Raw genomic sequence first — 26,238 nt, forward strand, 5'->3', positions numbered from 1 at the left:
CGTGTCCGATCGCGCCCCAGTCCGGCGCGGCGGTCCGCGCGAGCGCGAACGGCGTAGAGCCTACGAGAATCGGCCGATCGTCGACAAAACGCGTCCTCCGGAGCGACCTGGCGGGCTCCGTCGTCCCGTCCCGGTGTCGGAGGCCGTCGTTACGCTGGACGGCATGACCATGCAGCAGGCAGGACTCCGCTCGGGGGCGACTCCGCTCGCGGTGCGGATGCGGCCGCGCAGCCTCGACGAGGTCGCCGGCCAGCGCCACCTGCTCACCCCCGGCTCCCCGCTCGTCGCCCTCGCGGCCGACAAGACCGGCGAGCGCGGAGCTGTCTCGGTCATCCTCTGGGGCCCTCCCGGCACCGGCAAGACCACGCTCGCCCAGGCGGTCGCGCACTCCAGCGGGCGCCGCTTCGTCGAGCTGTCCGCGGTGACCGCCGGGGTGAAGGACGTGCGCCAGGTGATGGAGGAGGCGCTTTCCACCCGCGATCTGTACGGCACCTCGACCGTCCTCTTCCTCGACGAGATCCACCGCTTCACGAAGGCCCAGCAGGATGCGCTGCTCCCCGGTGTCGAGAACGGCTGGGTCATCCTCATCGCCGCCACCACCGAGAACCCGTCCTTCTCGGTCATCGCCCCGCTGCTCTCGCGGTCGCTGCTGCTGACCCTGGAGCCGCTGAGCGACGACGACCTCGGGATCCTGGTCGATCGAGCCCTCACCGACGAGCGCGGGCTCCGCGGTTCCGTCGAGCTCGCCGACGAGGCGCGCGCGAGCATCGTGCGCCTCGCCTCCGGAGACGCACGGCGCGCCCTCACAGCGCTCGAGGCGGCGGCGACCTCGGCGCGCTCGGAGGCACGGGAGGCGGATCGCGTCGCGCTCGCGGAGCGCTCCGACGGGTCGGACGACGACGAGGACGACGAGGAGGAGGAGGAGGAGGAGGACGCTCCCGAGGCCGCCGAGCCCGGCCTGCCGCTCATCACCACCGAGGTGGTCGCCCGCGCCGTCGACCGAGCGCTGCTGCGCTACGACCGCAACGGCGACGAGCACTACGACGTCATCAGCGCCTTCATCAAGTCGATCCGCGGATCCGACGTCGACGCGGCGCTGCACTACCTGGCCCGGATGATCGAGGCGGGGGAGGATCCGCGCTTCATCGCCCGCCGCATCATCGTCTCGGCGTCCGAGGACATCGGCATGGCCGATCCGCAGGCCCTGGTCGTCGCGATCGCCGCCGCCGACGCCGTCCAGTTCATCGGGATGCCCGAGGGGCGCATCCCGCTCGCCCAGGCGGTCGTGCACCTGGCCACCGCTCCCAAGTCGAACGCCTCCTACTCCGCCATCGACCTCGCCATCGCCGATGTGCGCGCCGGGAAGGCCGGCCGGGTGCCGGCGCACCTGCGCGATGCGCACTACCCCGGAGCGAAGCGGCTCGGGCACGGCAAGGGCTACCGCTATCCGCACGACGCCGACCTCGGAGTGCTCGAGCAGCAGTACCTCCCCGACGCGCTGGAGGGCGCGCGCTACTACCGGCCGACCGAGCACGGGAACGAGCGCGACGTCTCGGCCCGGCTCGCGAAGCTGCTGCGGATCATCCGCGGCAAAGGCTGACGCCTCCCGCCTCTCCTCTGCCGCGTTCCTGTCAGCGGGTGACGCCCGCGACCCGAGGTGGTAGTCTTGCGAGGTTGCCCACCGCTCTGTAGCCGAGCGGAGCAGCGATCCCTCTGAATCGCGCAGTTCGTCACCGCGGTCACCCTTCCGCACGCACCCGCGAGCGGACACGACCACGGCGTCCGCCCTCCTCCCGGAGCAGGCGGTCGAGAGCTGCGACCGAACCTCTCAGACCTTGGAAGGACCACAGTGTCGACCACCTCACGTACCCGCTCGAAGACGCGCCTGTCGCGCGCCCTCGGCATCCCCCTGACCCCGAAGGCCGCCCGCTACCTCGAGAAGCGTCCCTACGCTCCCGGTGAGCACGGCCGCTCGAAGCGCAAGGCGGACTCCGACTACGCCGTCCGCCTTCGTGAGAAGCAGCGTCTGCGCGCCCAGTACGGCATCCGCGAGAAGCAGCTGCGCATCGCCTTCCAGGAGGCGCGCCGCACCCAGGGCCTGACCGGTGAGAACCTGGTCGAGCTCCTCGAGATGCGTCTCGACGCCCTCGTCCTGCGCTCGGGCTTCGCCCGCACCACGGCGCAGGCCCGCCAGTTCGTCACCCACCGCCACATCATGGTGGACGGCAAGACGGTCGACCGCCCCTCCTTCCGCGTGAAGCCGGGCCAGGTCATCCACGTCAAGCCGCGCTCCGAGGGCACCGACCCGTTCCAGGTCGCTGCCGCCGGTGGACACGTCGACGTGCTCCCCAAGACCCCGGGCTACCTCGAGGTCGAGATCGACAAGCTCCAGGCGACGCTGCTGCGCCGCCCGAAGCGCGCCGAGGTCCCCGTGACCTGCGAAGTGCAGTTCGTCGTCGAGTACTACGCGGCTCGCTGAGTCGACCCCCGCACGAGGAAGGCCCCGGTCCACGCCGGGGCCTTTCCCGTTAAGTCCCCGCGACGGGCCGTGCGGAGCCCCCGCCGCCCCGCGTCTAGGCTGGAGTGCCGCAACGCGCGGCGTCGAGAGGGAGGTCACCGTGTCCGGTGGAGACATCGCAGGACTCATCGCCGCGGGCGTGTTCGCGATACTGGTCGCGATCGCGGCCATCCCCCTCTGGAAGCTCGGGCGCGTCTTCGACAGCACCAGCGAGGCGATCAAGCAGGCCAGCGACGGCCTGACCCCGATCCTCGACGAGTCGGCCTCGACGCTCCGCGAGGCGAACCAGCAGCTCGCCCGCGTCGACACCATCACGAAGGACGTCGCCGAGGTCACCGGCAACGTCAACGCGCTCGTCGCCCTCACGGCCGCCACGATCGGCGGGCCGCTGATCAAGCTGGCCGGCTTCACGGCAGGCGTCCGTGCCGTGCTCGTGGCGGGTCGCACCGCCGACAAGGCCGGTGCCGCCGTCGGCCGCAGTGCCGCGAAGGCCTCCAAGCGCACCCGCAGGTCCGCCTCCAGGTAGCCCGGGGCTCGCGCCCTACAATCGAGAAGGCTCGCGCACCCCGCCGCCGTGGAAGGAACCCCCGTGAAGAATCTCGTCCTGATCGTCGTCGGGGTCGGCCTCGGCTTCGCCCTCGCGCACCAGGTCGCCCGGACTCCCGCCGGCGCCCGCCTGTTCGAAGACCTCAACCGCACGGCGAAGGAGCTGGGCGAGGCCGTCTCGGACGGCTATCACCAGCGCGAGGCCGAGCTCAAGGCCGCCATCGGCGAGGGCTGAGACCCCGCCACCCGACATCCGCGTCGTTCACCGACCGAACCGTAACGGAACCCATGCAGACCGCTGACATCCGCAACCGCTGGCTCGACTTCTTCGGGAGCCGCGGTCACACCGTGGTCCCCTCCGCCTCCCTCGTGAGCGAGGACCCGAGCCTCCTCTTCACGGTCGCCGGCATGGTGCCGTTCGTGCCCTACCTCACCGGAGTCGTCCCGGCGCCGTACCCGCGCGCGACGAGCGTGCAGAAGTGCATCCGCACCAACGACATCGAAGAGGTCGGCAAGACCCCGAGGCACGGCACGTTCTTCCAGATGAACGGCAACTTCTCGTTCGGCGACTACTTCAAGGAGGGGGCGATCGGCTACGCCTGGGAGCTCCTCACCGGTCTCGAGAGCGACGGCGGCTACGGCTTCGACGAGAAGGACCTCTGGGTCACCGTCTACAAGGACGACGACGAGGCCATCGCGCTCTGGAAGAAGATCGCGGGCCTCCCCGACGAGCGCATCCAGCGGCTCGACAAGGACACCAACTACTGGTCGACCGGTCAGCCCGGCCCGGCCGGCCCCTGCTCCGAGATCTTCTTCGACCGCGGCCCCGCCTACGGCATCGATGGCGGCCCCGCCACCGACGACGACCGCTACGTCGAGATCTGGAACCTCGTCTTCATGCAGTACCTGCGCGGGGAGGGCACGAGCAAGGTCGACTTCGACATCCTGGGCGAGCTGCCGCGCAAGAACATCGACACCGGCATGGGCCTCGAGCGCGTCGCGTTCCTCAAGCAGGGCGTCGAGAACATGTACGAGATCGACCAGGTGCGCCCGGTCCTCGACCGCGCGTCCGAGCTCTCGGGCCGCCGCTACGGCGCCGTGCACGAGGACAACGTCCGGATGCGCGTCATCGCCGACCACGTCCGCTCCTCGCTGATGCTGCTCTCCGACGGCGTGACGCCGTCGAACGAGGGGCGCGGCTACATCCTCCGCCGCCTCATGCGCCGCACGGTGCGCGCGATGCGCCTGCTCGGAGTCGACACGGCAACGTTCCCCGAGCTGTTCGCCGCCTCGCGCGACGCGATGGCGGCCGCCTACCCCGAGGTGCGGGACGACTACGAGCGGCTCTCGACCAGCGCGTTCGGCGAGGAGGAGGCGTTCCTACGCACCCTCGCCGCCGGCACCGAGATCCTCGACCTCGCGGTGCTGAAGACCAAGAAGGCCGAGGCCGCGACGCTCCCGGGCGACACCGCGTTCCTCCTGCACGACACCTTCGGCTTCCCGATCGACCTCACGCTCGAGATCGCCGAGGAGTCGGGGCTCGCGGTCGACCGCGAGGCGTTCGACTCGCTCATGACCGCGCAGCGCACCCGCGCGAAGGCCGATGCGAAGTCGAAGAAGTCGGCCCTCGCCGACCTCTCGGTCTACGCCGACTTCCGCGCCCGCGGCGAGACCCTCTTCACCGGCTACGACGTCCTCGAGACCGAGTCCCGCATCGTCGGACTGATCGTCGGCGGCCACGTCGTCACGAAGGCCGTCGCGGGCGACATCGCCGAGGTCGTCCTCGAGGCCACGTCGCTCTACGCCGAGTCGGGCGGTCAGGAGGCGGACGCGGGTCGCATCGTCGGCTCCGGCTTCGACCTCGAGGTCCTCGACGTGCAGAAGCCCGTCAAGGGGCTCATCAGTCACACGGTCCAGGTCGCGAGCGGCGAGGTGGGCGTCGGCGACGCCGCCACCTCCGTCGTCGACCGCGACTGGCGCCGCGGCGCGACCCAGGCGCACTCGGGCACCCACCTCATCCACGCCGCGCTCCGGCAGGTCCTCGGCCCGCAGGCGCACCAGTCGGGCTCCTACAACAAGGCCGGCTACCTGCGCCTCGACTTCTCGTGGAACCAGGCTCTCTCGCTCGAGACCCGGAGCGAGATCGAGGACATCGCCAACACCGCCATCCGCGACAACCTCGAGGTCGTCACCCGCGAGCTCCCGCTCGACGAGGCGAAAGCGCTCGGCGCGATGGCCCTGTTCGGCGAGAAGTACGGCGACGTCGTGCGCGTCGTCGACATCGGCGGTCCCTGGTCGCGCGAGCTCTGCGCCGGCACCCACGTCGGCACCTCCGCCGAGGTCGGCCTGATCAGCCTGGTCAGCGAGTCGTCGGTCGGATCCACGAACCGCCGCGTCGAGTCGCTCGTCGGCCGCGAGGCGTTCAAGGACCTGGCCGCCGAGCGCGCCCTGGTCGGCACGATCTCGTCATCGCTCAAGACGCCCCGCGAGCAGCTGCCCGAGCGCATCTCCGAGCTCGTCGCGAGCCTCAAGGCCGCCGAGAAGAAGATCGCGGCCTTCGAGGCGCGCGCTCTCGCCGACCGCGTGCCCGCGATCGCAGCGAACCGCCGCACCGTCGGCGGAGTCACCGTCGTCGCCGAGAACATCGGCACCGCAGGCTCCACCGACGAGCTCCGCTCCCTCGTCACCTCCGTGCGCGAGCGCCTCGGCCAGGAGGCGGCGGTCGTCGCCCTCGCGGCGGACGTGTCCGGCAAGCCCGCCGTCATCGTCGCCACCAACCAGGCCGCCCGCGACCTCGGCCGGAAGGCGGGCGTCCTCGCCCGCCGTGCCGCCGGGATCCTCGGCGGAGGCGGAGGCGGCAAGGACGACCTCGCGCAGGGTGGTGGCTCGGACGTCTCGGCGATCGGCGCGGCACTCGAGGCCGTCGTGACGGAAGCGACCCGCTGAATGGAGCGGTTCGGCGTGCGGCTCGGCATCGACGTGGGTCGCTCCCGCATCGGAGTCGCGCGCTCGGACGCCGACGGACTGCTCGCGCTGCCGGTCGAGACCGTCGCGCGCGCGGAGGACGACTCCGACATCGCCCGCATCGCGGCGATCGCCGCGGAGTACGACGCCCGCGCGATCGTCGTCGGCCTGCCCCTGTCGCTGTCCGGAGGCGAGACCGCCTCCACCGACGACGCGCGCTCCTTCGCGGCGCGGGTCGCCTCGGCCGTGCCCTCCGCGCCGGTCCGGCTCGTCGACGAGCGGCTCTCGACCGTCACCGCCCAGGGCGCCCTGCACCTCTCGGGCCGCAGCACCCGCGGCTCCCGCACCGTGATCGACCAGATCGCCGCCGTGGTGATCCTGCAGCACGCCATCGATTCCGAGCGCTCCTCCGGTACCCCGGCGGGCAGCGCGCTCGAACCGAACGAAGGACGACCAACCCGTGACCGACGTCCCCCCGAGCCGCCGCGCCGCCCGCGCAGCCGAGGCCGATCATCAGAGTCCGCAGTCCCAGGATCCGTCGTCCGCCTCGAGTGAGGTCCCGGCCGGGAACGATCCGCTCGACCGGCTCTTCTCCGGGCCGGACGTGCCGGCACCCCGCGATCGCGGTGTCGCCGTCGCGCCCGCGCACCCGGAGGCGGCTCCCGCTCCCAGGCGCCGCAAGCGCGAGCGGAAGCCGCGCAACCGCCGTGGACTGATCGGCGGGCTGCTCGCCTTCGGTGTGTTCGTGGCGCTCGTCGCGGTCGCCGTGACGATCTTCATCGAGCCGGTGCGAGCGCTCTTCGCGGAGCCGGAGACCACCGACTACACCGGCACCGGCACCAGCGAGGTCGTCTTCACGATCCACCAGGGCGACACGGGGAGCGACATCGCAGCGAACCTCGCGACCGACGGCGTCATCAAGTCGTCCCCGCCGTTCTACGACCTCCTCGTCTCGCAGACCCCGGAGCCCGTGTTCCAGCCCGGCGCCTACTCGCTGAAGGCCGAGATGAGCGCGAAGGCCGCCCTCTCCGCCCTGCTCGACTCGGAGTCGACCCGCCTCGCCAACACGTTCGTCATCCCGGAGGGCACCGCCCTCGCGTCGGCCCTGCCGCTGATCTCCGACGGCACCGGCGTCCCCCTCGCCGATCTGCAGGCGGCTGCGGCCGACTGGGGCTCCTTCGGGCTCCCGGCCGAGGCGACCAGCCTCGAGGGCTTCCTCTTCCCCGCGACGTACGACGTCGATCCGAGCACCCCGGCGCACGACATCCTGCAGACGCTCGTCGACCGGATGTACCAGTCGCTCGACGCCGCGGGGGTGCCCGTCGACCAGCGCTACCGGACCGTGGTCTTCGCGTCGCTCGTGCAGCGCGAAGCGCGCGTCGCGGAGGACTTCCCGAAGGTCGCGCGGGTGTTCCAGAACCGGCTCGACCAGGGCTGGCGCCTCCAGTCGGACGCCACCGTCGCCTACGGCACGGGAGCGACCGACCGCGTCACGACGACCGATGCCGAGCGCGACGACGCGAACAACATCTACAACACCTATCAGCGCGACGGGCTGCCTCCCGCGCCGATCTCGAACCCCGGTGACGTCGCCATCGACGCCGTGCTGCGCCCCGCCGACGGCACCTGGATGTACTTCGTCACCGTGAACCTCGAGACCGGCGAGACGGTCTACTCCACGACCGACGCCGAGCACGAGGCCGCCGTCGCGCAGTGGCAGGCCTGGATGCGGGACCACCCGGAGTACCAGTGATCGAGGGTCCGAGGCGCCTCGCGGTCCTCGGATCCCCGATCGCGCACTCGAAGTCGCCCGCGCTGCACGCGGCGGCCTACGGCGTGCTCGGGCTCGAATGGACCTACACGGCCGTCGAGGCCACCGAGGCGACGCTCGCCGATGTGATCGCGCGGGAGCGCTGGCACGGGCTGTCGCTGACGATGCCGCTGAAGCACGCCGTCCGGCCGCTGCTCGCCGAGGAGGATCTGGTCGCGCGGGCGACGGGCGCCGTCAACACGGTGCTCGTCGAGGGGGAGCGGCTCCGGGGCTTCAACACCGACGTCGCGGGGATCGTCCGCGCCCTCGCCGAGGCGGGGATCACCTCGGCCGACCGGGTCGAGGTGCTGGGCGGAGGCGCGACCGCCGCCTCCGCGATCGCCGCCGCCGCCGAGCTGGGCGCCGCGCGGGTGACCGTGACGCTGCGCTCTCCCGAGAGGGCGGCGGCCCTCGAGCCCGTCGCGACCGCCCTCGGGGTCGTCCTCGACGTCCGCCCGTTCGCCGACTGGGAAAGCGGCGCGCCGCATCCGCTCGTCGTCTCGACCCTGCCGGGGGGCGCTGCCGACGCTCTGCGCGTGCCCGACGTGGTCGCCGCCTCCTCGACGCTGTTCGACGTGGCGTACTCGCCCTGGCCGAGCACCCTCGCGCTCCGCTGGCGCGCGGCGGGGTCGCCGGTCGTCTCGGGCTTCGGCATGCTGCTGCACCAGGCGCTCGTGCAGGTGCGGATCTTCGCCGGGGGAGATCCCGCGGTTCCGCTGCCGCGGGAGGGCGCGGTGCTCGAGGCGATGCGCGCGGCGGTCCCGGTCGATCCCGGCGCCTGAGATCGGGCGCCGGAGCGCATGTGCGAGAATCGTGGGATGCTCCGTTGGCTCACGGCCGGGGAATCCCACGGTCCCGAACTCGTCGCCGTCCTCGAAGGACTCCCCGCAGGCGTCCCCGTCTCCCTCGACGACATCAGGGCGGATCTCGCCCGCCGCAAGCTCGGCTACGGCCGTGGCGCGCGGATGAACTTCGAGCAGGACGAACTGGCGGTGTCCTCCGGAATCCGCCACGGCGCCACGATGGGCAGCCCCATCGCGCTGCGCATCGGCAACACGGAGTGGCCGCGCTGGGTCGACGTCATGTCGGCAGAGCCGCGCGATCCCGAGACCCTGCCGAAGGGCCGCGGCGCCGCGCTCACCCGCCCGCGCCCCGGGCACGCCGACCTGGTCGGCATGCAGAAGTACGGCTTCCCGGAGTCGCGCAACGTGCTCGAGCGCGCCTCCGCCCGCGAGACGGCCGCCCGCGTCGCACTGGGCGCCGTCGCCCGCCGGTTCCTCGGCGAGCTCGGCATCACCCTCGTCAGCCACACCCTCGCGATCGGCCCGGTCCGCGTCCCCGAGGGCTCGGCGCTGCCGACCCCGGACGATGTCGACGCCCTCGACGCCGATCCGCTGCGCTGCCACGACGCCGCCACGAGCGCGCTGATGGTGGCCGAGGTCGACCGGGCGCACGACGACGGCGACACGCTCGGCGGCGTCGTCGAGGTGCTCGCCTACGACCTCCCCCCGGGTCTCGGCTCCTACGTGCACTGGGACCGCCGGCTCGACGCACAGCTCGCCGCCGCGCTCATGGGCGTCCAGGCGATCAAGGGCGTCGAGGTCGGCGACGGCTTCCTCACCACGACCCGCCGGGGCTCCGAGGCGCACGACGAGCTGTTCCAGGCCTCAGGAGGCATCGGCCGCTCGAGCGACCGCGCCGGCGGCACCGAGGGCGGCATGAGCACCGGCACCGTCCTGCGCGTCCGCGCGGGGATGAAGCCGATCGCGACTGTTCCGCACGCCCTCCGCACCGTCGATGTGTCGACGGGAGAGGCGGCCGGCGCGCACCACCAGCGCTCCGACGTCTGCGCCGTTCCCGCCTCCGGCGTGGTCGCGGAGGCGATGGTCGCCCTCGTGCTCGCCAACGCCGTGCTCGAGAAGTTCGGCGGCGACAGCGTCACCGAGACCCGCCGCAACCTCCAGGGCTACCTCGCCGCGATCCCGGGGGAGCTGCGGACCCTGCCCGCGAGCGACCCGGCGCTCGGCCTCGCCTGATGCGCGCCGGCTCCCGGGCGACGGCCCGCTGATGGCGGGTCACGATACCGGCGCGACTCGCGCGCGCGTCGTCCTGATCGGCCCGATGGGCGCGGGCAAGACGACGATCGGCAAGCGGGTCGCGAAGGCCCTGGCGGCCGAGTTCGTCGACTCCGACGCCGAGTTCGTCCGGATGCACGGTCCGATCGCCGCCTACTTCGATCGGCACGGCGAGGACGCCTTCCGCCGCGAGGAGCGCTCGATCGTCGAGCGCCAGGTGGGCCGCGACGTCGTGCTGAGCCTCGGCGGCGGTGCCGTGCTCGATCCGGCCACGCAGGCCGACCTGGCCGATGTCCCCGTCGTCCTCCTGACCACCACGGCCGAGGCCGTCGCCTCGCGCCTGGGCTCCGGCGTCCGCCCGCTCGTGCGCGGGGGAGTGGCCGACTGGACGCGCCTGCACGAAGCGCGGCGGCCGACTTACGACGCGCTGGCGGATCACACCGTCGACACCTCCCGGCGGCCGATCACCCTGATCGCGGCCGAGGTCGCCGACTGGGTGCGCGACCGCCACCGCGCCGAGCACCCGCCCTTCGACGACGCGACCGCCGCCGGCGGACCCGCACCGACAGAATCGGCGGCCGAGACCGGCCGCCCGAGTGGAAGACAGTCATGACCGACGGCACCACCGCCCTCACCGTCTCCGGAGACAACGGCTACGACATCACCGTCGGCCGGGGACTCCTCGACGGCCTCGCCGACGCGATCGGGCCCCGCGCCGCCAAGGTGCTGATCGTGCACCCGCCGACCCTCGCGGTCCTCGCCGCCGAGATGCGCGAGAGCCTCCTCGAGCGCTACGAGGTGCTCCTCGCGGAGGTCCCGGACGCCGAGGCGGCCAAGCGCGTCGAGGTCGCCGCCTTCTGCTGGCAGGTGATGGGGCAGTCGGACTTCACCCGGACCGACGTGGTCGTCGGCTTCGGCGGCGGAGCGATCACCGACCTCGCCGGCTTCGTGGCGGCCACCTGGCTGCGGGGCGTCGACCTCGTCCAGGTCCCGACGACCGTGCTCGGCATGGTCGACGCCGCGGTCGGCGGCAAGACCGGCATCAACACGGCCGAGGGCAAGAACCTCGTCGGAGCGTTCCACGCGCCGCGCGCCGTCGTCGCCGATCTCGACGTGCTCACCAGCCTCCCGCGCAACGAGATCCTCGCGGGCTTCGGCGAGATCGTGAAGTACGGCTTCATCGCGGAGCCCGAGATCCTCGACATCATCGAGTCCGACGTCGACCTCGCGACCGACCCGACCTCCGAGGAGTTCCGGCGTCTGGTCGAGCTCTCGATCGGCATCAAGGCTCGGGTCGTCGGCGAGGACTTCACCGAGCAGGGCCTGCGCGAGATCCTGAACTACGGTCACACCCTCGGCCACGCCATCGAGCACGCCGAGCGCTACCAGTGGCGGCACGGAGCGGCGGTGTCGGTCGGCATGGTCTTCGCCGCCGAGCTCTCGCGCTTGACCGGCACGCTCAGCGACGCCGTCGTCGATCGGCACCGGAGCGTGCTCGAGTCGCTGACCCTGCCGACGAGCTACCCGCTCGGCCGGTGGGAGACGCTGCTCGCCTCCATGCAGCGCGACAAGAAGTCGCGCGCGGGCATCCTCCGCTTCGTGGTGCTCGACGACCTCGCGCGGCCGAGCATCCTGCAGGGTCCCGAGACCTCGCTCCTCTTCGCGGCGTACCAGGAGATCGGCGCGTAGGAAGGCGCCTACGCGCCGCCGCCCAGGGCCGCGGTCCGGGCGGCGGTGTACTCCGCCTCGGTGATCGTGCCCGCCGCACGGAGATTCTCGAGCTCGGCGAGGCGGTCGGCGAGTGGACGGTCGGCGGCGAGACCGCCCTTGGCGAAGCGGGCGGCGACTTCGGTCTGCAGGGTGAGCGGATTCACTCCGAGCTTCTTCGCGCGGCGGACGTTGGCGACGACGATCACGACCATGATCACGACGACCACGCCGAAGAAGATCGGGAAGAACGTCGTTATGACGGTGAAGAGTCCTGAGGATCCGGGATCCGAGGGGATGTCCATCTGTCTCTCCTTCTCGCGCGTGATCCTCCACCGTCCCGCGCGGAGGGCGCGGGGTCAAGCCGCTCGGACCCGGCGTCCAGGCTCGGGCCGCCGGGAGCGCCCTCGGCTTCGAGGCGGTCTTCGACTACACTCGACGGGTTGGCCGTACCGGCCGATATCGCCGTGCCCGGAGCCGGGCGACGCGGCAGCAGACTTCCACCGAAACGGATCCCCCTTCGCATGGCCTCTACCACCGACATCAAGAACGGCACCGTCCTCAACATCGACGGTCAGCTCTGGAACGTCATCGACTTCCAGCATGTGAAGCCGGGCAAGGGCGGCGCGTTCGTCCGCACGAAGATGAAGAACGTGCTCACGGGCAAGGTCGTCGACAAGACCTTCAACGCCGGCGCGAAGATCGAGACCGCCAACGTCGACCGTCGCGACTTCCAGTACCTCTACCGCGACGGTGCCGACTTCGTCTTCATGGACACCAGCGACTACGACCAGGTGACGGTCCCCGAGGCCGTCGTCGGCGACGCGGCCAACTTCATGCTCGAGAACCAGAACGTGACGCTCGCCCTGCACGAGGGCGACCCGATCTACATCGACCTCCCCGCCTCCGTGGTCCTCGAGATCACCTACACCGAGCCGGGCCTCCAGGGCGACCGCTCGACCGGAGGCACCAAGCCCGCGACGGTCGAGACCGGCTACCAGATCCAGGTCCCGCTGTTCCTCGAGCTCGGCACGAAGGTCAAGGTGGATACCCGCACGGGCGACTACCTCGGCCGCGTCAGCTGAGCCGGGCCACCGGTGAGTGCTCGCACGAAGGCGCGCAAGCGCGCCCTCGACATCCTCTACAACGCCGACGTCCGGCAGATCTCCTTCGCGCAGTCGCTCCGCTCGGAGGCCGAGCGCGCGGTGAACGAGCCGGCGCGCGAGGCCTCCTGGCTCTACGCCCGCGAGATCGTCGACGGAGTCATCGACCACGCCGACGAGATCGACGCGCTGATCTCCGACCTCGCCCAGGGCTGGACCCTGTCGCGCATGCCGATGGTCGACCGCGCGATCCTCCGGATCGGCGTCTGGGAGATCCTGCACAACGACGCGGTGCCCGACGGCGTCGCGATCTCGGAGGCGGTGGAGGCGGCGACCGTCCTCTCGACCGACGACTCCGCCGGCTTCATCAACGGCCTGCTCGCCTCGGTCGCGGAGACGCGCGCGACGGCGTGACTCCGCGTTCGTCCGCTCGCCGTGTCTCCTCGGCGCTGCTGTCCTCCCCTCCCTCGCTGATCGAGTAGCCCGCGAAGCGGGCGTATCGAGATCCACCAGCTTCAGAAGGCCGGAGCAGAAGCCGCCTCTGTTGAAGCTCGTGGGTCTCGACACGCCCCTGCGGGGCTACTCGACCAGCATGCAGGGGCGCCGGGCGCCGCCTTCCTCCTCACCATTGTGATACGGAGCGGCTTCATCGCTGGACGCCGCCTGCGGGTGGGGTGCCGGGCGACTCGGACCTATACTCGACGAGGCTTTTCCTTTAACAGCCGTCCAGTGAGGCGGGGAAGGAGGTCGGTGTGACGGCACGAACAGTGCTCAACGACGCTGACATCACGCGCGCGCTGACGCGCATCGCTCACGAGATCCTCGAGTCGAACCGCGGCGCCGACTCGCTGGTGATCCTCGGGATCCCGACGCGCGGCGTCGTCCTCGCCCGGCGCATCGCCGAGACGATCGCCCGCATCGAGCCCGACGCCGATCCGGTGTTCGCCGGCTCGCTCGACGTCACGATGTACCGCGACGACCTCTCGCGCCACCCGGTGCGCACCCCCGCCCGCACGGCGGTCCCCGCGAGCATCGACGGCCGCACCGTCGTCCTCGTCGACGACGTCCTCTTCTCCGGGCGCACCATCCGCGCCGCCCTCGACGCCCTGAGCGACATCGGCCGCCCGCGGGCCGTCCGGCTCGCCGCACTCGTCGACCGCGGTCACCGCGAGCTGCCCATCCGCGCGGACTTCGTCGGCAAGAACCTGCCCAGCAGCCTCAGCGAGCGGATCAACGTGCGCCTGGTCGAGACCGACGGCGAGGACCTCGTCGCCATCGAGTCCGCGCGCGCCGCCGACGGGAGCGCCTCGTGAAGCACCTCCTCTCGACCAGGGACCTCGGCCGCGCCGAGGCGATCGCGCTCCTCGACATCGCCGAGGACATGGCCGACGTGCAGAACCGCGAGGTCAAGAAGCTGCCGACGCTGCGCGGCAAGACGGTCGTCAACCTGTTCTTCGAGGACTCGACCCGCACCCGCATCTCGTTCGAGGCGGCGGCGAAGCGGCTCTCGGCCGACGTCATCAACTTCAGCGCCAAGGGCTCGAGCGTGTCCAAGGGCGAGAGCCTGAAGGACACCGCGCAGACCCTCGCCGCGATGGGCGCCGACGGCGTCGTGATCCGGCACAGCGCCTCCGGAGCCCCGGCCGTGCTCGCGGCGAGCGGCTGGATCGACGCGTCGATCCTGAACGCAGGCGACGGCACCCACGAGCACCCGACCCAGGCTCTGCTCGACGCGTTCACCATCCGCCGCCGCCTGCACGGCTCTCAGGCCTCGCGCGGCAAGGGCCTCGACGGAGTCGCGGTGACGATCGTGGGCGACATCCTGCACTCGCGGGTCGCCCGATCGAACGTCTGGCTGCTCACGACCCTCGGCGCCGAGGTCACCCTGATCGCGCCTCCCACGCTGGTGCCGGTCGACACCCGGGACTGGCCCGCGACGATCCGCTTCGACCTCGACGATGCGATCGACACGGGACTGCCCGACGTGGTGATGCTGCTGCGCATCCAGCTCGAGCGGATGTCGAGCGGCTTCTTCCCCAACGGCCGCGAGTACGCGCGCATCTGGGGTCTCGACGACGAGCGGCTCGCCCGTCTCGGCCCGGATACCATCGTCATGCACCCCGGACCCATGAACAGAGGCGTCGAGATCTCCTCGGCGGCCGCCGACTCGAGCCGCTCCACAGTGCTCGAGCAGGTCGCGAACGGGGTCTCCGTCAGGATGGCCGCGCTCTACCTGCTGCTGTCCGGCGAACGGGAGGTCTACTGATGAATCGGATCCTTGTGTCGGGCGCCACGCTCGCCGACCAGTCCACGGCCGACGTGCTGATCGACGGCGGCGTGATCGTCGAGATCGGCACCGACCTCGACTCGAGCGGCGCCCGCGTCATCGACGCCGACGGCCTGCTCGCGCTGCCCGGCCTCGTCGACCTGCACACCCACCTCCGCGAGCCGGGCTTCGAGCAGAGCGAGACCGTGCTGACCGGCACCCGTGCCGCCGCGGCCGGAGGCTTCACCGCCGTCTTCGCGATGGCCAACACCTCTCCGGTGCAGGACACCGCGGGCGTGGTCGAGCAGGTGCAGAGCCTGGGCGAGGACGCGGGCTACGCGACCGTCCGCCCGATCGGCGCCGTCACCGTCGGCCTCGCGGGGGAGTCGCTCGCCGAGCTCGGCGCGATGGCCCGCAGCCGCGCCGCTGTCCGCGTCTTCTCGGACGACGGCAAATGCGTCTCCGACGCGCTCCTCATGCGCCGCGCGCTCGAGTACGTGAAGGCCTTCGACGGAGTCGTCGCGCAGCACGCCCAGGAGCCGCGCCTCACGATCGGCGCGCAGATGAACGAGGGCGCCGTCTCGAGCGCGCTCGGCCTGCAGGGCTGGCCGGCCGTGGCGGAGGAGGCGATCATCGCCCGCGACGTCCTCCTCGCCGAGCACGTCGGCTCGCGCCTGCACGTCTGCCACGTCTCCACCGCCGGCTCCGTCGACGTGATCCGCTGGGCCAAGGCCCGCGGCATCGATGTCACCGCCGAGGTGACCCCGCACCACCTGCTCCTCAGTGAGCAGCTGGTCGCCGGACACGGTCGCGACGGAGCCGCCTACGACGCCCGCTTCAAGGTCAATCCGCCGCTGCGTCGTGACGAGGACGTCCTCGCCCTCCGCGAGGCGCTGGCCGACGGCACCATCGACATCGTCGCCACCGACCACGCCCCGCACCCGGTCGAGGCCAAGGAGTGCGAGTGGGATTCCGCCGCCTTCGGGATGGTCGGCCTCGAGAGCGCGCTGAGCGTCGTGCACGCCGCGGTCGTCGACGACGGCCGCCTCTCCTGGTCCGACGTCGCCCGCGTGCTCTCCTCCGCCCCCGCGCGCATCGGCCGCCTCGACGGCTACGACCGCGGTCTCGTCGTCGGCGCCCCGGCGAACGTCGTGCTCTACGACCCGGAGGTGCGCCGGCGCTTCTCGACCGACGACCTGCGCGGTCGCAGCGTCAACTCGCCCTACCTCGACCGCGAGCTGCCGGGACGCGTCGTCGCGACGCTGCACCGCGGCTACCCGACCGTCCTCGACGGCGAGCTGGTCGACGCGTCGACCGTCGCCGAGTCCGCGAGGTCGGCCCGTGGATAGGACCGCCATCACGATCGTCTTCGTCGCCGTCCTCGTGCTGGTCTTCGCCGGCATGGCCCTGTCGTGGCGCGCCCGCCGCCGCCGGTCGGCCGACCTCGCTCCCGAGGCGGTCCCCGCGGCCTCCCTCGGCGCCGAGGTCGAGGCCGTCGAGCTGCCCTACGTCGCGACCACCCGCTTCGAGCAGCCGCTCGAGCGCGTCGTCCTGCCAGGCCTGGGCTTCCGCGGCCGCTCGATGCTGCGCCTGCACGAGCGCGGAGTCGTGATCGCTCCCGTCGGCGAGCGCGAGACGGTCATCCCGGCAGCGCTGCTCCGCGGTGCCGGCGAGGGCAGCTACGTGATCGACCGCGCGGTCGAGGAGGGCGGCCTGCTGGTCGTCTCCTGGTCGCCCCGCGGCGACGAGACCGTCGACAGCTACCTCCGCGTCGCCGAGCCGCTCCTGCGCGCGCACCTCGTCGCCGAGATCCGCCGGCTCGCCGGCACCGAGACCCCCCGTTCCCCCGTCGCCGACGGCGACTCCACCCCGACCCAGAAGGGCTCCTAGTCCGTGCCAACCACACGCCTCAGCACCGAACCCACCGCCGTCCTCGTTCTCGAGGACGGGCGACGATTCTCGGGTCAGGCCTACGGCGCGCGCGGCCGCACGCTCGGTGAGATCGTCTTCGCGACCGGCATGACCGGCTACCAGGAGACGCTCACCGACCCGTCCTACGCCGGGCAGATCGTCGTGCAGACCGCCCCGCACATCGGCAACACCGGGACCAACGACGAGGACAGGGAGTCGCGCCGCATCTGGGTCGCCGGCTACGTCGTCCGCGATCCCTCCCGCGTCGTCTCGAACTTCCGCGCGCAGCGCTCGCTCGACGACGACCTCGAGGCCGACGGCATCGTCGGCATCTCGGGCGTCGACACCCGGGCGATCACCCGCCACATCCGCTCGGCCGGATCGATGCGCTCGGGCGTCTTCTCGGGCGACGACCTCGCCCTGCCCGCCGAGGAGCAGCTCGCGCTGGTGCTCGGCGGCGCGCAGATGGAGGGCCTCAACCTCTCCTCCGCGGTCTCGACCGACGAGCAGTACACCGTGCCCGCTCAGGGCGAGCGGGTCGGCTCCGTCGCCGTGATCGACCTGGGCGTCAAGACCTCGACCGTCAACTACCTCTCGGAGCGCGGCTTCGACGTTCACGTGCTGCCCGAGTCGGTCACCGCCGAGCAGGTGCTCGAGCTCGACCCCTCCGCGCTGTTCTTCTCGAACGGCCCCGGCGACCCGGAGGCGTCCGACCGCCACGTGGAGCTGCTGCGCACCACGCTGCGCGCCGACCTGCCCTTCTTCGGCATCTGCTTCGGCAACCAGCTGCTCGGCCGCGCCCTCGGCTTCGGCACCTACAAGCTGCCGTTCGGGCACCGCGGGATCAACCAGCCGGTCCTCGACAAGCTGACCGGCCGCGTCGAGATCACCGCGCAGAACCACGGCTTCGCGGTCGACGCGCCGATCGACGGCGAGCTCGACTCGCCCGAGGGCTTCGGCCGCGTCGAGGTCAGCCACTACAGCCTCAACGACTCGGTCGTCGAGGGCCTGCGCTGCCTCGACATCCCCGCCTTCTCGGTCCAGTACCACCCGGAGGCGGCGGCCGGCCCGCACGACTCCAACTACCTCTTCGACCGCTTCCGCGCCATGGTCGTGCAGCGCACGGCAGAGCAGGACGGCGCCGAGCCCCTTTCCACCAGCGACTCCGGAGACCAGAACTGATGCCCCGCAGAGAAGACATCAAGAGCGTCCTCGTGATCGGCTCCGGGCCGATCGTCATCGGCCAGGCGGTCGAGTTCGACTACTCGGGCACCCAGGCCTGCCGCGTGCTGCGCGAGGAGGGCGTCCGCGTCATCCTCGTCAACTCGAACCCGGCGACGATCATGACCGACCCCGACTTCGCCGACGCGACCTACGTCGAGCCGATCACGCCGAAGGCCATCGAGGCGATCATCGCCAAGGAGAAGCCGGATGCGATCCTGCCGACCCTCGGCGGCCAGACCGCGCTGAACGCCGCGATCCAGCTGCACGACCTCGGGATCCTCGAGAAGTACGACGTCGAGCTGATCGGCGCGAGCTTCGAGGCGATCAACCGCGGCGAGGACCGTCAGATCTTCAAGCAGCTCGTGCTCGACGCGGGCGCCGGCGTCGCCAGGTCGTACATCGCGCACACGGTGGAGGAGGCGGTGGAGTACGCCGAGGACCTCGGCTACCCGCTCGTCATCCGCCCGTCCTTCACCATGGGCGGCCTCGGCTCCGGCTTCGCGTACACCCGCGAGGAGCTCGTGCGGATGGTCGGCGACGGACTGCACCAGAGCCCGACCACCGAGGTGCTCCTGGAGGAGTCGATCCTCGGCTGGAAGGAGTACGAGCTCGAGCTGATGCGCGACACGGCCGACAACGTCGTGGTGGTCTGCTCCATCGAGAACGTCGACCCGGTCGGCGTGCACACCGGCGACTCGATCACGGTCGCCCCGGCGCTGACCCTGACCGACCGCGAGTACCAGAAGATGCGCGACATCGGCATCCAGATCATCCGCGACGTGGGCGTGGACACCGGCGGCTGCAACATCCAGTTCGCGGTCGACCCGGCCGACGGCCGCATCATCGTGATCGAGATGAACCCGCGCGTCTCCCGCTCGTCGGCGCTCGCATCCAAGGCCACCGGCTTCCCGATCGCCAAGATCGCCGCGAAGCTCGCGATCGGCTACCCCCTCGACGAGATCCCGAACGACATCACCAAGGTGACGCCCGCGAGCTTCGAGCCGACGCTCGACTACGTCGTCGTCAAGGTGCCCCGGTTCGCCTTCGAGAAGTTCCCGGCCGCCGACCCGACCCTCACCACGACCATGAAGTCGGTCGGAGAGGCGATGGCCATCGGCCGCAACTACGCCCAGGCGCTGCAGAAGGCGCTCCGCTCGCTCGAGAAGCGCGGCTCCTCGTTCCACTGGGGCGACGAGTCGCGCTCGGCCGACGAGCTGCTCGAGATCTCGAAGACCCCGACCGACGGCCGGATCGTGACCGTGCAGCAGGCGCTGCGCGCGGGCGCGACTGCCGAGCAGGCGTTCGAGGCGACCAAGATCGATCCGTGGTTCCTCGACCAGATCGTGCTGATCAACGAGATCGCCGACCTCGTCCGCGACGCCGCATCGCTCGACGCGGGCGTCCTGCGCCTGGCGAAGGACCACGGCTTCTCGGACGTGCAGATCGCTCAGCTGCGCGGACTCGACGAGGCCGAGGTGCGCCGCCTCCGCTACTACCTGGACGTGCGCCCGGTCTACAAGACCGTCGACACCTGCGCGGGGGAGTTCCCGGCGCTCACTCCGTACCACTACTCGTCGTACGACGAGGAGACCGAGGTCGTCGCGGCCGACCGCCGCAAGGTCGTCATCCTCGGCTCGGGCCCCAACCGGATCGGGCAGGGAGTCGAGTTCGACTACTCCTGCGTGCACGCCTCGTTCGCCCTCTCGGCCGCCGGCTACGAGACGATCATGATCAACTGCAACCCCGAGACGGTCTCGACCGACTACGACACCTCCGACCGGCTCTACTTCGAGCCGCTCACGCTCGAGGACGTCCTCGAGGTCATCCACGCCGAGTCGCAGTCGGGCGAGCTCGTCGGCGTCGTCGTGCAGCTCGGCGGCCAGACCGCCCTCAGCCTCGCGGGCGGCCTCGAGGCGGCGGGCGTGCCGATCCTCGGCACCACTCCGGCGGCGATCGACCTCGCGGAGGAGCGCGGCGCGTTCTCGCGGATCCTCGACGAGGCGGGCCTGCTCGCCCCGAAGAACGGCACCGCGACCGATCTCGACGGTGCCCTCGAGGTCGCGGCCGGCATCGGCTTCCCCGTGCTCGTGCGCCCCTCGTTCGTCCTCGGCGGCCGCGGCATGGAGATCGTCTACAGCACCGACCAGCTCGAGGACTACTTCGACCGGATGGCGGGCCAGGGCATCATCGACGCCACCCACCCGCTGCTGGTCGACCGCTTCCTCGACGACGCGATCGAGATCGACGTCGACGCCCTCTTCGACGGCGAGCAGCTCTACATCGGCGGCGTGATGGAGCACATCGAGGAAGCCGGGATCCACTCCGGCGACTCCGCGTGCACCCTGCCTCCCGTGACCCTCGGCCGCACGCAGATCGACCGCGTCCGGGAGGCGACCCTCGCCATCGCGCAGGGCATCGGTGTCCGCGGGCTGCTCAACGTGCAGTTCGCGATCGGCCAGGGCGTGCTCTACGTCCTCGAGGCGAACCCGCGCGCCTCCCGCACCGTCCCGTTCGTCTCGAAGGCGCTCGGCATCCCGCTCGCGAAGGCCGCCTCGCGCCTGATGGTCGGCGAGACGATCGCCGAGCTCAAGGCCGAGGGTCTGCTGCCCGAGCGCGACGGCTCCGACGTGCCGATGGACTCGCCGATCGCCGTGAAGGAGGCGGTCCTGCCGTTCAAGCGCTTCCGCACCAAGGACGGCCAGATCGTCGACTCGCTGCTCGGCCCCGAGATGCGCTCGACCGGCGAGGTCATGGGCATCGACCGCGACTTCCCGCGCGCCTTCGCGAAGAGCCAGGACGCGGCGTACGGCGGCATGCCCGCGAGCGGCACCGTGTTCATCTCGGTCGCCGACCGCGACAAGCGCGCGATCGTGCTGCCGGCGCTCCGGCTCCGCCAGCTCGGCTTCGAGATCCTCGCCACCGAGGGCACCGCGGAGGTGCTCAACCGCAACGGCATCCAGGCCCGCGTGGTGCGCAAGTACAGCGAGGAGGCCGTCGACGACGCGCCGTCGATCGTCGAGCTCGTGAGCCGCGACGAGGTCGACGTCGTGATCAACACGCCCAGCGGAGGCGCCTCCCGCGCCGACGGCTACGAGATCCGGGCCGCCGCGGTCGCCGCCGACAAGCCGCTGTTCACCACGATCGCCCAGCTGGCGGCCGCGGTGGCGTCGCTCGATGCGGCCGCCGAGCCGTTCGAGGTGACCAGCCTGCAGGACTACGCGCTGCGCCGGTCGGAGCGCACGGCGTGACGTCGTTCGGGGAGCGCCTCGGGCGGGCGTTCGACGCCCACGGGCAGCTGTGCGTGGGGATCGATCCGCACGCGTTCCTGCTCGACGCGTGGGGCCTCTCCGACGACGCGGCCGGGCTCGAGAGCTTCGGCCGCGCCGTGGTCGAGGCCTCGGCCGGTCGGGTGGGCGTCGTCAAGCCGCAGGTGGCGTTCTTCGAGCGGCACGGCTCGGCCGGGTACCTCGCCCTCGAGCGGGTCCTCGCCGATGCGCGCGCGGCCGGCCTGCTGGTGATCGCCGACGTCAAGCGCGGCGACATCGGCACGAGCGTCACGGCGTACGCCGAGGCCTGGCTCCGGCCGGGATCGCCGCTCGAGGCCGACGCGATGACGGCCTCGGCCTACCAGGGGCTCGGCTCGCTCGACGGGATGCTCGCCCTCGCGGAGGAGACGGGCAAGGGCGTCTTCGTCCTGGCCGCGACCTCCAACCCGGAGGCGGCGCCGATCCAGCGCGCGATCGTCCAGGACGGCGCCCGCAGCGGCTCCCCCCTGGCCAGCGCGGTGCTGGCCGACGTGGCATCCTGGAACGAGGAACACGCGCGCTCGTCGATCGGCTCGATCGGCGTGGTGCTCGGGGCCACCGTCGCCCTCGGCGACTTCGGCATCGACACCGCCTCGCTCCGGCGCCCCGCACTCCCGGTCCTGGCCCCCGGCTTCGGCCACCAGGGTGCGACGGTCGCCGACGCGTCGCGGCTGTTCGGCGAGCTGGCCGCGGCGACGATCGTCAGCGAGTCGCGCAGTGTCCTCGGAGCGGGCCCCCAGGGGATCGCCGCCGAGATCGACCGACGCGCCACACACATCCAGGAGACCCTTGTCCGCTGAAACCGTCAGCCCCCAGAGTGTCGATGCGCAGGGCTCCGAGGCATCGAGCGCCGAGCCCGCCGGCCGCCGACCGTCCCCGCCCGAGGTCGACCGCCGCGCCGCGTCCGAGGCGGCGATCGCGGCCCGTCGCGCGCGCGCCGAGGTCAAGCGGGACGTGGCCTCCGGCGCGCGCCCCGCGACCGCCGTCCTCGCCGCGGCGCAGGCCGACCCGACCGGGGTCGAGGGGCGGATGCGCGTCACCGACCTGCTGCGCGCCGTCCCCGCACTCGGGGTGGTCAAGACTCCGCGCGTGATGGAGCAGCTGCAGATCGCGCCGTCCAAGCGCCTCGGCGGTCTCGGCCGCCGCCAGGTCGAGGGACTGCACGGGTTCCTCGAGCAGCGGGAGTCGCGCCAGCGCCGCGCCGAGCGCAACCGCCTCGTCGTGCTCGCCGGCCCGACCGCCGTCGGCAAGGGCACGGTCTCGACCTACATCCGCGAGAACTACCCCGACGTCCTGCTCTCGGTCTCGGCGACGACCCGCTCGCCGCGCCCCGGCGAGATCGACGGAGTGAGCTACTACTTCGTCGACGACGCCGCGTTCGACCGCATGATCGAGGCGGGGGAGTTCCTCGAGTACGCGACGGTGCACAACGCCTACCGCTACGGCACCCCGCGCGGACCGATCGACGCCGCTCTCGCGCAGGGCCGGCAGGTGATGCTCGAGATCGACATCCAGGGTGCGCGCCAGGTGCGCGAGCGGATGCCGGACGCCCGCCTGGTGTTCCTCCTCCCGCCCAGCTGGGACGAACTCGTCCGCCGGCTCGTCGGCCGCGGCACCGAGAGCCCGGAGGAGCAGGAGCGCCGTCTCGCCACCGCACGCGTCGAGCTCGCGGCGCAGGACGAGTTCGATTTCGCGGTGGTGAACAGCACCGTGCCCGAAGCGGCCCGCGAGGTCGTAGAATTGATGTCGCCTCGTGCCGACGGCGCACCCGCCGACGCGGGTCGCTGAGACCCGGGCCACCGACCACCTCCGGGCCGACGCCCCGGTGCCGCAGGGCTCACGCCCCCGTCACCTCGCGCCGTGCCGCTCCGGAGCCGCAGATCGGCGCTGGTGCCCCGCACAGCGCTGATCAGCCCAAACAAGGAGACACCATGGCCAACAACCTCGGCATCATCGACCCGCCCATCGACGAGCTGCTCTCGAAGGTCGACTCGAAGTACGCGCTCGTCATCTTCGCCTCCAAGCGCGCGCGCCAGATCAACGACTACTACGCCGACCTCCACGAGGGCAGCCTGTTCGACAACGTCGGCCCGCTGGTCGACTCGACCATCGACGACAAGCCGCTCTCGGTCGCTCTGCACGAGATCAACGAGGACAAGCTCGTCGCAGCTCCGCTGGCCGAGTAGCACGACCGGGTGCGCACCTCGCGGAAGGCCGCGGCGCGGCTGAACGTCGTCGTCGGGATCACCGGCGGCATCGCCGCCTACAAGGCCGTCGGAGTCGTGCGCGCCCTGGTCCTCGAGGGTCACGACGTCCACGTCGTGGCCACCGAGGCCGCCCTGCGCTTCGTGGGCAAGCCGACGCTGGAGGCGATCTCCCGGAACGCCGTCCACACCGAGCTCTACGAGGGCGTCGCCGAGGTCCGCCACGTCGCCATCGGGCAGGCGGCCGACCTCATCGTCATCGCACCGGCGACGGCGCACACGCTCGCCAAGCTCGCGACCGGCCTCGCCGACGACCTGCTCGGCAACACCGTCCTCGCCTCCACGGCCCCGGTCGTCGTCGCTCCGGCGATGCACACCGAGATGTGGGCCAACGCCGCGACCGTCGCCAACATGGAGACCCTCCGCTCGCGCGGCGTGCACGTCGTCGGCCCCGCGGTGGGCCAGCTGACGGGCACCGACTCCGGAGCCGGCCGCATGGAGGAGCCCGCGACGATCGTCGCCGAGGCCCTCGCGGTGCACGCCCGCTCCACCGGAGCGCGCCGCGACCTCGAGGGACTCCGCGTCCTCGTCACCGCCGGTGGCACCCGCGAGCCCCTCGACCCGGTCCGCTTCGTGGGAAACCGCTCCAGCGGGCGCCAGGGCGTGGCCCTCGCCGTCGCGGCGGCCGCCCGCGGCGCGCAGGTGAGCGTCATCGCCGCGAACCTCGACATCGAGGCGCCGCGCGGGATCGACGTCAGCGGCGTCGGCACGGCGCTCGAGCTGCGCGACGCGGTGCTCGCGGCCGTGAAGGACGCCGACATCGTCATCATGGCCGCCGCGGTCGCCGACTACCGGCCCGCGAGCGTGGCCGAGGCGAAGATCAAGAAGGAGCAGCAGGGCGACCGCCTGGTCCTCGAGCTGGTCAAGAACCCCGACATCCTGGCCGAGATCTCGGCCGCGAAGACCGCAGGCCAGCTGATCGTCGGATTCGCCGCCGAGACCGAGCCCGGACGCGAGGCGATGCTGGAGCTCGGGCGCGCCAAGATCGCGCGCAAGGGCTGCGATCTGCTCGTCCTCAACAGGGTCGGCTGGAGCGAGGGCTTCCAGAGCGACAGCAATACCGTCGTGGTCCTCGATCGGGCCGGAGATATAGTGATCGAGGCTTCCGGCACCAAGTCGTCGGTCGCCGATCGCGTCCTCGACGTGGTCGCGCGCTGACCGACGCCCCGCCCGTTCGACGGGTCCTGGAGCCGCGCCTCCTCGGCGCGGCCACGCCGCCCGCGGGCGCGAGAACGCTCCGCCGTGGCGCGGAAGCGCCTCGATACAGGGGCGAGAAGATCCGGCACGAGAACCTCCGGCACGACACGACCCGGCACGAAGAGAGACGCTGACCCCATGACCTCCGGACCCCTCCGCCTGTTCACCTCCGAGTCCGTGACCGAGGGCCACCCCGACAAGATCTGCGACCAGATCTCGGACCGCATCCTCGACGCCCTGCTCCGCGAGGACCCGCACAGCCGGGTCGCCGTCGAGACGCTCGTGACGACCGGTCTCGTGCACGTCGCGGGCGAGGTATCGACCTCGGGCTACGTCGAGATCCCCAAGATCGTCCGCGACACGATCGTCGAGATCGGCTACGACTCCTCCGAGAAGGGCTTCGACGGCCGCTCCTGCGGCGTCTCGATCTCGATCGGCCAGCAGTCGCCCGAGATCGCCGCCGGAGTCGACACCGCCCTCGAGGTGCGCACCGACTCCGCCGACGACGACGTGTTCGACCGCCAGGGCGCCGGCGACCAGGGCCTGATGTTCGGCTTCGCGACCGACGAGACCCCCGAGTACATGCCGCTGCCGAGCTGGCTCTCGCACCGCCTGGCCGAGCGCCTCGCCGCCGTCCGCAAGTCGGGCGAGCTCGACTACCTCCGGCCCGACGGCAAGACCCAGGTGACCATCGGCTACGAGGGCACGACGCCCCGGTCGATCGACACGGTCGTGCTCTCGACCCAGCACTCCGAGCACGTGAGCACCGAGCAGATCCACGCCGACATCGAGTCGCACGTCATCCGCCCCGTGCTCGAGACGGTCGATCTCGACTCCTCGGCGGTCCGCCTGCTCATCAACCCGACCGGCCGCTTCGAGATCGGCGGCCCGCAGGGCGACGCCGGGCTCACCGGCCGCAAGATCATCGTCGACACCTACGGCGGCGCCTCGCGTCACGGCGGTGGCGCCTTCTCGGGCAAGGACCCGTCGAAGGTCGACCGCTCGGCCGCCTACGCGATGCGCTGGGTCGCGAAGAACGCCGTCGCCGCGGGTCTCGCCTCCCGGATGGAGGTGCAGGTCGCGTACGCCATCGGCAAGGCGGCACCCGTCGGCCTCTACGTCGAGACGTTCGGCACGGGGAGGGTGTCGGACGAGCTGATCACCGAGGCGATCCGCTCGGTCTTCGACCTGCGCCCCGCGGCGATCATCCACGCCCTCGACCTCCTCCGCCCGATCTACTCCCAGACCTCGGTCTACGGCCACTTCGGCCGCGAGCTGCCCGACTTCACCTGGGAGCGCCTCGACCGCGTCGACGACCTCCGCTCCGCGGCGGGTCTGTCGTAGCGAG

The 26,238-nt window shown here is 71.7% G+C and carries 25 protein-coding genes; 24 read left to right on the forward strand and 1 reads right to left on the reverse strand.

The annotated features are described in order from the left end of the window. Positions 1-163: 163 nt before the first annotated feature. From GRS92_RS03470 to aroB, 11 genes are all read left to right on the forward strand, one after another. Positions 164-1,600: a replication-associated recombination protein A gene (locus GRS92_RS03470; protein WP_159853377.1), complete on the forward strand. Its 1,437-nt coding sequence runs from the start codon at positions 164-166 to the stop codon at positions 1,598-1,600. A gap of 249 nt (positions 1,601-1,849) precedes the next feature. Continuing rightward, the gene (gene rpsD, locus GRS92_RS03475; protein WP_056042936.1) at positions 1,850-2,479 is read left to right on the forward strand and encodes a 30S ribosomal protein S4; all 630 of its coding nucleotides are present in this window, start codon (positions 1,850-1,852) and stop codon (positions 2,477-2,479) included. A gap of 139 nt (positions 2,480-2,618) precedes the next feature. After that, on the forward strand, positions 2,619-3,044 hold the full coding sequence (locus GRS92_RS03480; protein WP_159853379.1) for a DUF948 domain-containing protein: 426 nt from the start codon (positions 2,619-2,621) through the stop codon (positions 3,042-3,044). 63 nt (positions 3,045-3,107) lie between these two features. Then, positions 3,108-3,299, forward strand: a complete 192-nt coding sequence (locus tag GRS92_RS03485; protein ID WP_159853381.1) for a hypothetical protein — start codon at positions 3,108-3,110, stop codon at positions 3,297-3,299. Positions 3,300-3,352: 53 nt separating this feature from the next. Continuing rightward, the gene (alaS, locus tag GRS92_RS03490) at positions 3,353-6,010 is read left to right on the forward strand and encodes an alanine--tRNA ligase (protein ID WP_159853383.1); all 2,658 of its coding nucleotides are present in this window, start codon (positions 3,353-3,355) and stop codon (positions 6,008-6,010) included. Continuing rightward, complete coding sequence (gene ruvX, locus GRS92_RS03495; RefSeq protein WP_159853385.1) at positions 6,011-6,583, forward strand: Holliday junction resolvase RuvX; 573 nt, start codon at positions 6,011-6,013, stop codon at positions 6,581-6,583. 49 nt (positions 6,584-6,632) lie between these two features. Continuing rightward, complete coding sequence (mltG, locus tag GRS92_RS03500) at positions 6,633-7,781, forward strand: endolytic transglycosylase MltG (RefSeq protein WP_235021805.1); 1,149 nt, start codon at positions 6,633-6,635, stop codon at positions 7,779-7,781. After that, positions 7,778-8,620 (forward strand): shikimate dehydrogenase, encoded by an 843-nt coding sequence (locus GRS92_RS03505; RefSeq protein ID WP_159853387.1) that lies wholly within the window; start codon positions 7,778-7,780, stop codon positions 8,618-8,620. The genes mltG and GRS92_RS03505 overlap by 4 nt, the downstream gene beginning before the upstream one ends. A 36-nt stretch (positions 8,621-8,656) precedes the next feature. After that, positions 8,657-9,874, forward strand: a complete 1,218-nt coding sequence (gene aroC / locus GRS92_RS03510) for a chorismate synthase (RefSeq protein ID WP_159853389.1) — start codon at positions 8,657-8,659, stop codon at positions 9,872-9,874. A gap of 31 nt (positions 9,875-9,905) precedes the next feature. Next, positions 9,906-10,526, forward strand: coding sequence for a shikimate kinase (locus GRS92_RS03515; protein WP_159853391.1), 621 nt, complete (start codon positions 9,906-9,908; stop codon positions 10,524-10,526). Then, positions 10,523-11,602, forward strand: a complete 1,080-nt coding sequence (gene aroB, locus GRS92_RS03520) for a 3-dehydroquinate synthase (protein WP_159853393.1) — start codon at positions 10,523-10,525, stop codon at positions 11,600-11,602. Before GRS92_RS03515 ends, aroB begins: the two co-directional genes overlap by 4 nt. An 8-nt stretch (positions 11,603-11,610) precedes the next feature. Here the strand turns inward: aroB and GRS92_RS03525 are convergent, their stop codons facing one another. After that, positions 11,611-11,925, reverse strand: coding sequence for an SHOCT domain-containing protein (locus GRS92_RS03525; RefSeq protein WP_159853395.1), 315 nt, complete (start codon positions 11,923-11,925; stop codon positions 11,611-11,613). 219 nt (positions 11,926-12,144) lie between these two features. Here GRS92_RS03525 and efp point away from each other — a divergent pair, with 219 nt between their 5' ends. The 13 genes from efp (at position 12,145) to metK (ending at position 26,234) form a co-directional block, all read left to right on the forward strand. Further along, positions 12,145-12,705 carry an elongation factor P gene (gene efp / locus GRS92_RS03530; RefSeq protein ID WP_159853397.1) on the forward strand — a complete coding sequence of 187 codons (561 nt, stop codon included), beginning with the start codon at positions 12,145-12,147 and terminating at the stop codon, positions 12,703-12,705. Between the two features lie 12 nt (positions 12,706-12,717). Continuing rightward, positions 12,718-13,137, forward strand: coding sequence for a transcription antitermination factor NusB (gene nusB / locus GRS92_RS03535; RefSeq protein ID WP_159853399.1), 420 nt, complete (start codon positions 12,718-12,720; stop codon positions 13,135-13,137). A 338-nt stretch (positions 13,138-13,475) separates the two neighbouring features. Further along, positions 13,476-14,036, forward strand: a complete 561-nt coding sequence (gene pyrR / locus GRS92_RS03540) for a bifunctional pyr operon transcriptional regulator/uracil phosphoribosyltransferase PyrR (RefSeq protein WP_159853401.1) — start codon at positions 13,476-13,478, stop codon at positions 14,034-14,036. Next, complete coding sequence (locus GRS92_RS03545; protein WP_159853403.1) at positions 14,033-14,989, forward strand: aspartate carbamoyltransferase catalytic subunit; 957 nt, start codon at positions 14,033-14,035, stop codon at positions 14,987-14,989. The genes pyrR and GRS92_RS03545 overlap by 4 nt, the downstream gene beginning before the upstream one ends. Further along, positions 14,989-16,338: a dihydroorotase gene (locus GRS92_RS03550; RefSeq protein ID WP_204162074.1), complete on the forward strand. Its 1,350-nt coding sequence runs from the start codon at positions 14,989-14,991 to the stop codon at positions 16,336-16,338. The genes GRS92_RS03545 and GRS92_RS03550 overlap by 1 nt, the downstream gene beginning before the upstream one ends. Further along, a complete protein-coding gene (locus GRS92_RS03555; RefSeq protein ID WP_159853405.1) occupies positions 16,331-16,879 on the forward strand; it encodes a PH-like domain-containing protein in 549 nt (182 codons plus the stop codon). The genes GRS92_RS03550 and GRS92_RS03555 overlap by 8 nt, the downstream gene beginning before the upstream one ends. 3 nt (positions 16,880-16,882) lie before the next feature. Further along, entirely contained in the window at positions 16,883-18,082 is a 1,200-nt protein-coding gene (gene carA / locus GRS92_RS03560) for a glutamine-hydrolyzing carbamoyl-phosphate synthase small subunit (protein WP_159853407.1), read from the forward strand. Continuing rightward, positions 18,082-21,372, forward strand: a complete 3,291-nt coding sequence (gene carB, locus GRS92_RS03565) for a carbamoyl-phosphate synthase large subunit (protein ID WP_159853409.1) — start codon at positions 18,082-18,084, stop codon at positions 21,370-21,372. The genes carA and carB overlap by 1 nt, the downstream gene beginning before the upstream one ends. Beyond that, positions 21,369-22,229 carry an orotidine-5'-phosphate decarboxylase gene (pyrF, locus tag GRS92_RS03570; protein ID WP_159853411.1) on the forward strand — a complete coding sequence of 287 codons (861 nt, stop codon included), beginning with the start codon at positions 21,369-21,371 and terminating at the stop codon, positions 22,227-22,229. Before carB ends, pyrF begins: the two co-directional genes overlap by 4 nt. Then, positions 22,219-23,217, forward strand: a complete 999-nt coding sequence (gmk, locus tag GRS92_RS03575) for a guanylate kinase (RefSeq protein WP_159853413.1) — start codon at positions 22,219-22,221, stop codon at positions 23,215-23,217. Before pyrF ends, gmk begins: the two co-directional genes overlap by 11 nt. Before the next feature lie 143 nt (positions 23,218-23,360). Further along, a complete protein-coding gene (gene rpoZ / locus GRS92_RS03580; RefSeq protein ID WP_159853415.1) occupies positions 23,361-23,615 on the forward strand; it encodes a DNA-directed RNA polymerase subunit omega in 255 nt (84 codons plus the stop codon). 39 nt (positions 23,616-23,654) lie between these two features. Next, positions 23,655-24,851 (forward strand): bifunctional phosphopantothenoylcysteine decarboxylase/phosphopantothenate--cysteine ligase CoaBC, encoded by a 1,197-nt coding sequence (coaBC, locus tag GRS92_RS03585; RefSeq protein ID WP_159854060.1) that lies wholly within the window; start codon positions 23,655-23,657, stop codon positions 24,849-24,851. Between the two features lie 177 nt (positions 24,852-25,028). Beyond that, entirely contained in the window at positions 25,029-26,234 is a 1,206-nt protein-coding gene (metK, locus tag GRS92_RS03590) for a methionine adenosyltransferase (protein ID WP_159853417.1), read from the forward strand. Positions 26,235-26,238: the final 4 nt, after the last annotated feature.

Origin of the sequence: Rathayibacter sp. VKM Ac-2754, from assembly GCF_009807095.1 — a bacterium.
Lineage (GTDB): Bacteria > Actinomycetota > Actinomycetes > Actinomycetales > Microbacteriaceae > Rathayibacter.

Coding starts and splice junctions, on each gene's coding strand:
- GRS92_RS03470 (WP_159853377.1), top strand. CDS start 164: ATGACCATGCAGCAGGCAGGACTCCGCTCGGGGGCGACTCCGCTCGCG.
- alaS (WP_159853383.1), top strand. CDS start 3,353: ATGCAGACCGCTGACATCCGCAACCGCTGGCTCGACTTCTTCGGGAGC.
- ruvX (WP_159853385.1), top strand. CDS start 6,011: ATGGAGCGGTTCGGCGTGCGGCTCGGCATCGACGTGGGTCGCTCCCGC.
- aroC (WP_159853389.1), top strand. CDS start 8,657: ATGCTCCGTTGGCTCACGGCCGGGGAATCCCACGGTCCCGAACTCGTC.
- GRS92_RS03515 (WP_159853391.1), top strand. CDS start 9,906: ATGGCGGGTCACGATACCGGCGCGACTCGCGCGCGCGTCGTCCTGATC.
- aroB (WP_159853393.1), top strand. CDS start 10,523: ATGACCGACGGCACCACCGCCCTCACCGTCTCCGGAGACAACGGCTAC.
- GRS92_RS03525 (WP_159853395.1), bottom strand. CDS start 11,925: ATGGACATCCCCTCGGATCCCGGATCCTCAGGACTCTTCACCGTCATA.
- efp (WP_159853397.1), top strand. CDS start 12,145: ATGGCCTCTACCACCGACATCAAGAACGGCACCGTCCTCAACATCGAC.
- GRS92_RS03550 (WP_204162074.1), top strand. CDS start 14,989: ATGAATCGGATCCTTGTGTCGGGCGCCACGCTCGCCGACCAGTCCACG.
- carB (WP_159853409.1), top strand. CDS start 18,082: ATGCCCCGCAGAGAAGACATCAAGAGCGTCCTCGTGATCGGCTCCGGG.
- rpoZ (WP_159853415.1), top strand. CDS start 23,361: ATGGCCAACAACCTCGGCATCATCGACCCGCCCATCGACGAGCTGCTC.
- metK (WP_159853417.1), top strand. CDS start 25,029: ATGACCTCCGGACCCCTCCGCCTGTTCACCTCCGAGTCCGTGACCGAG.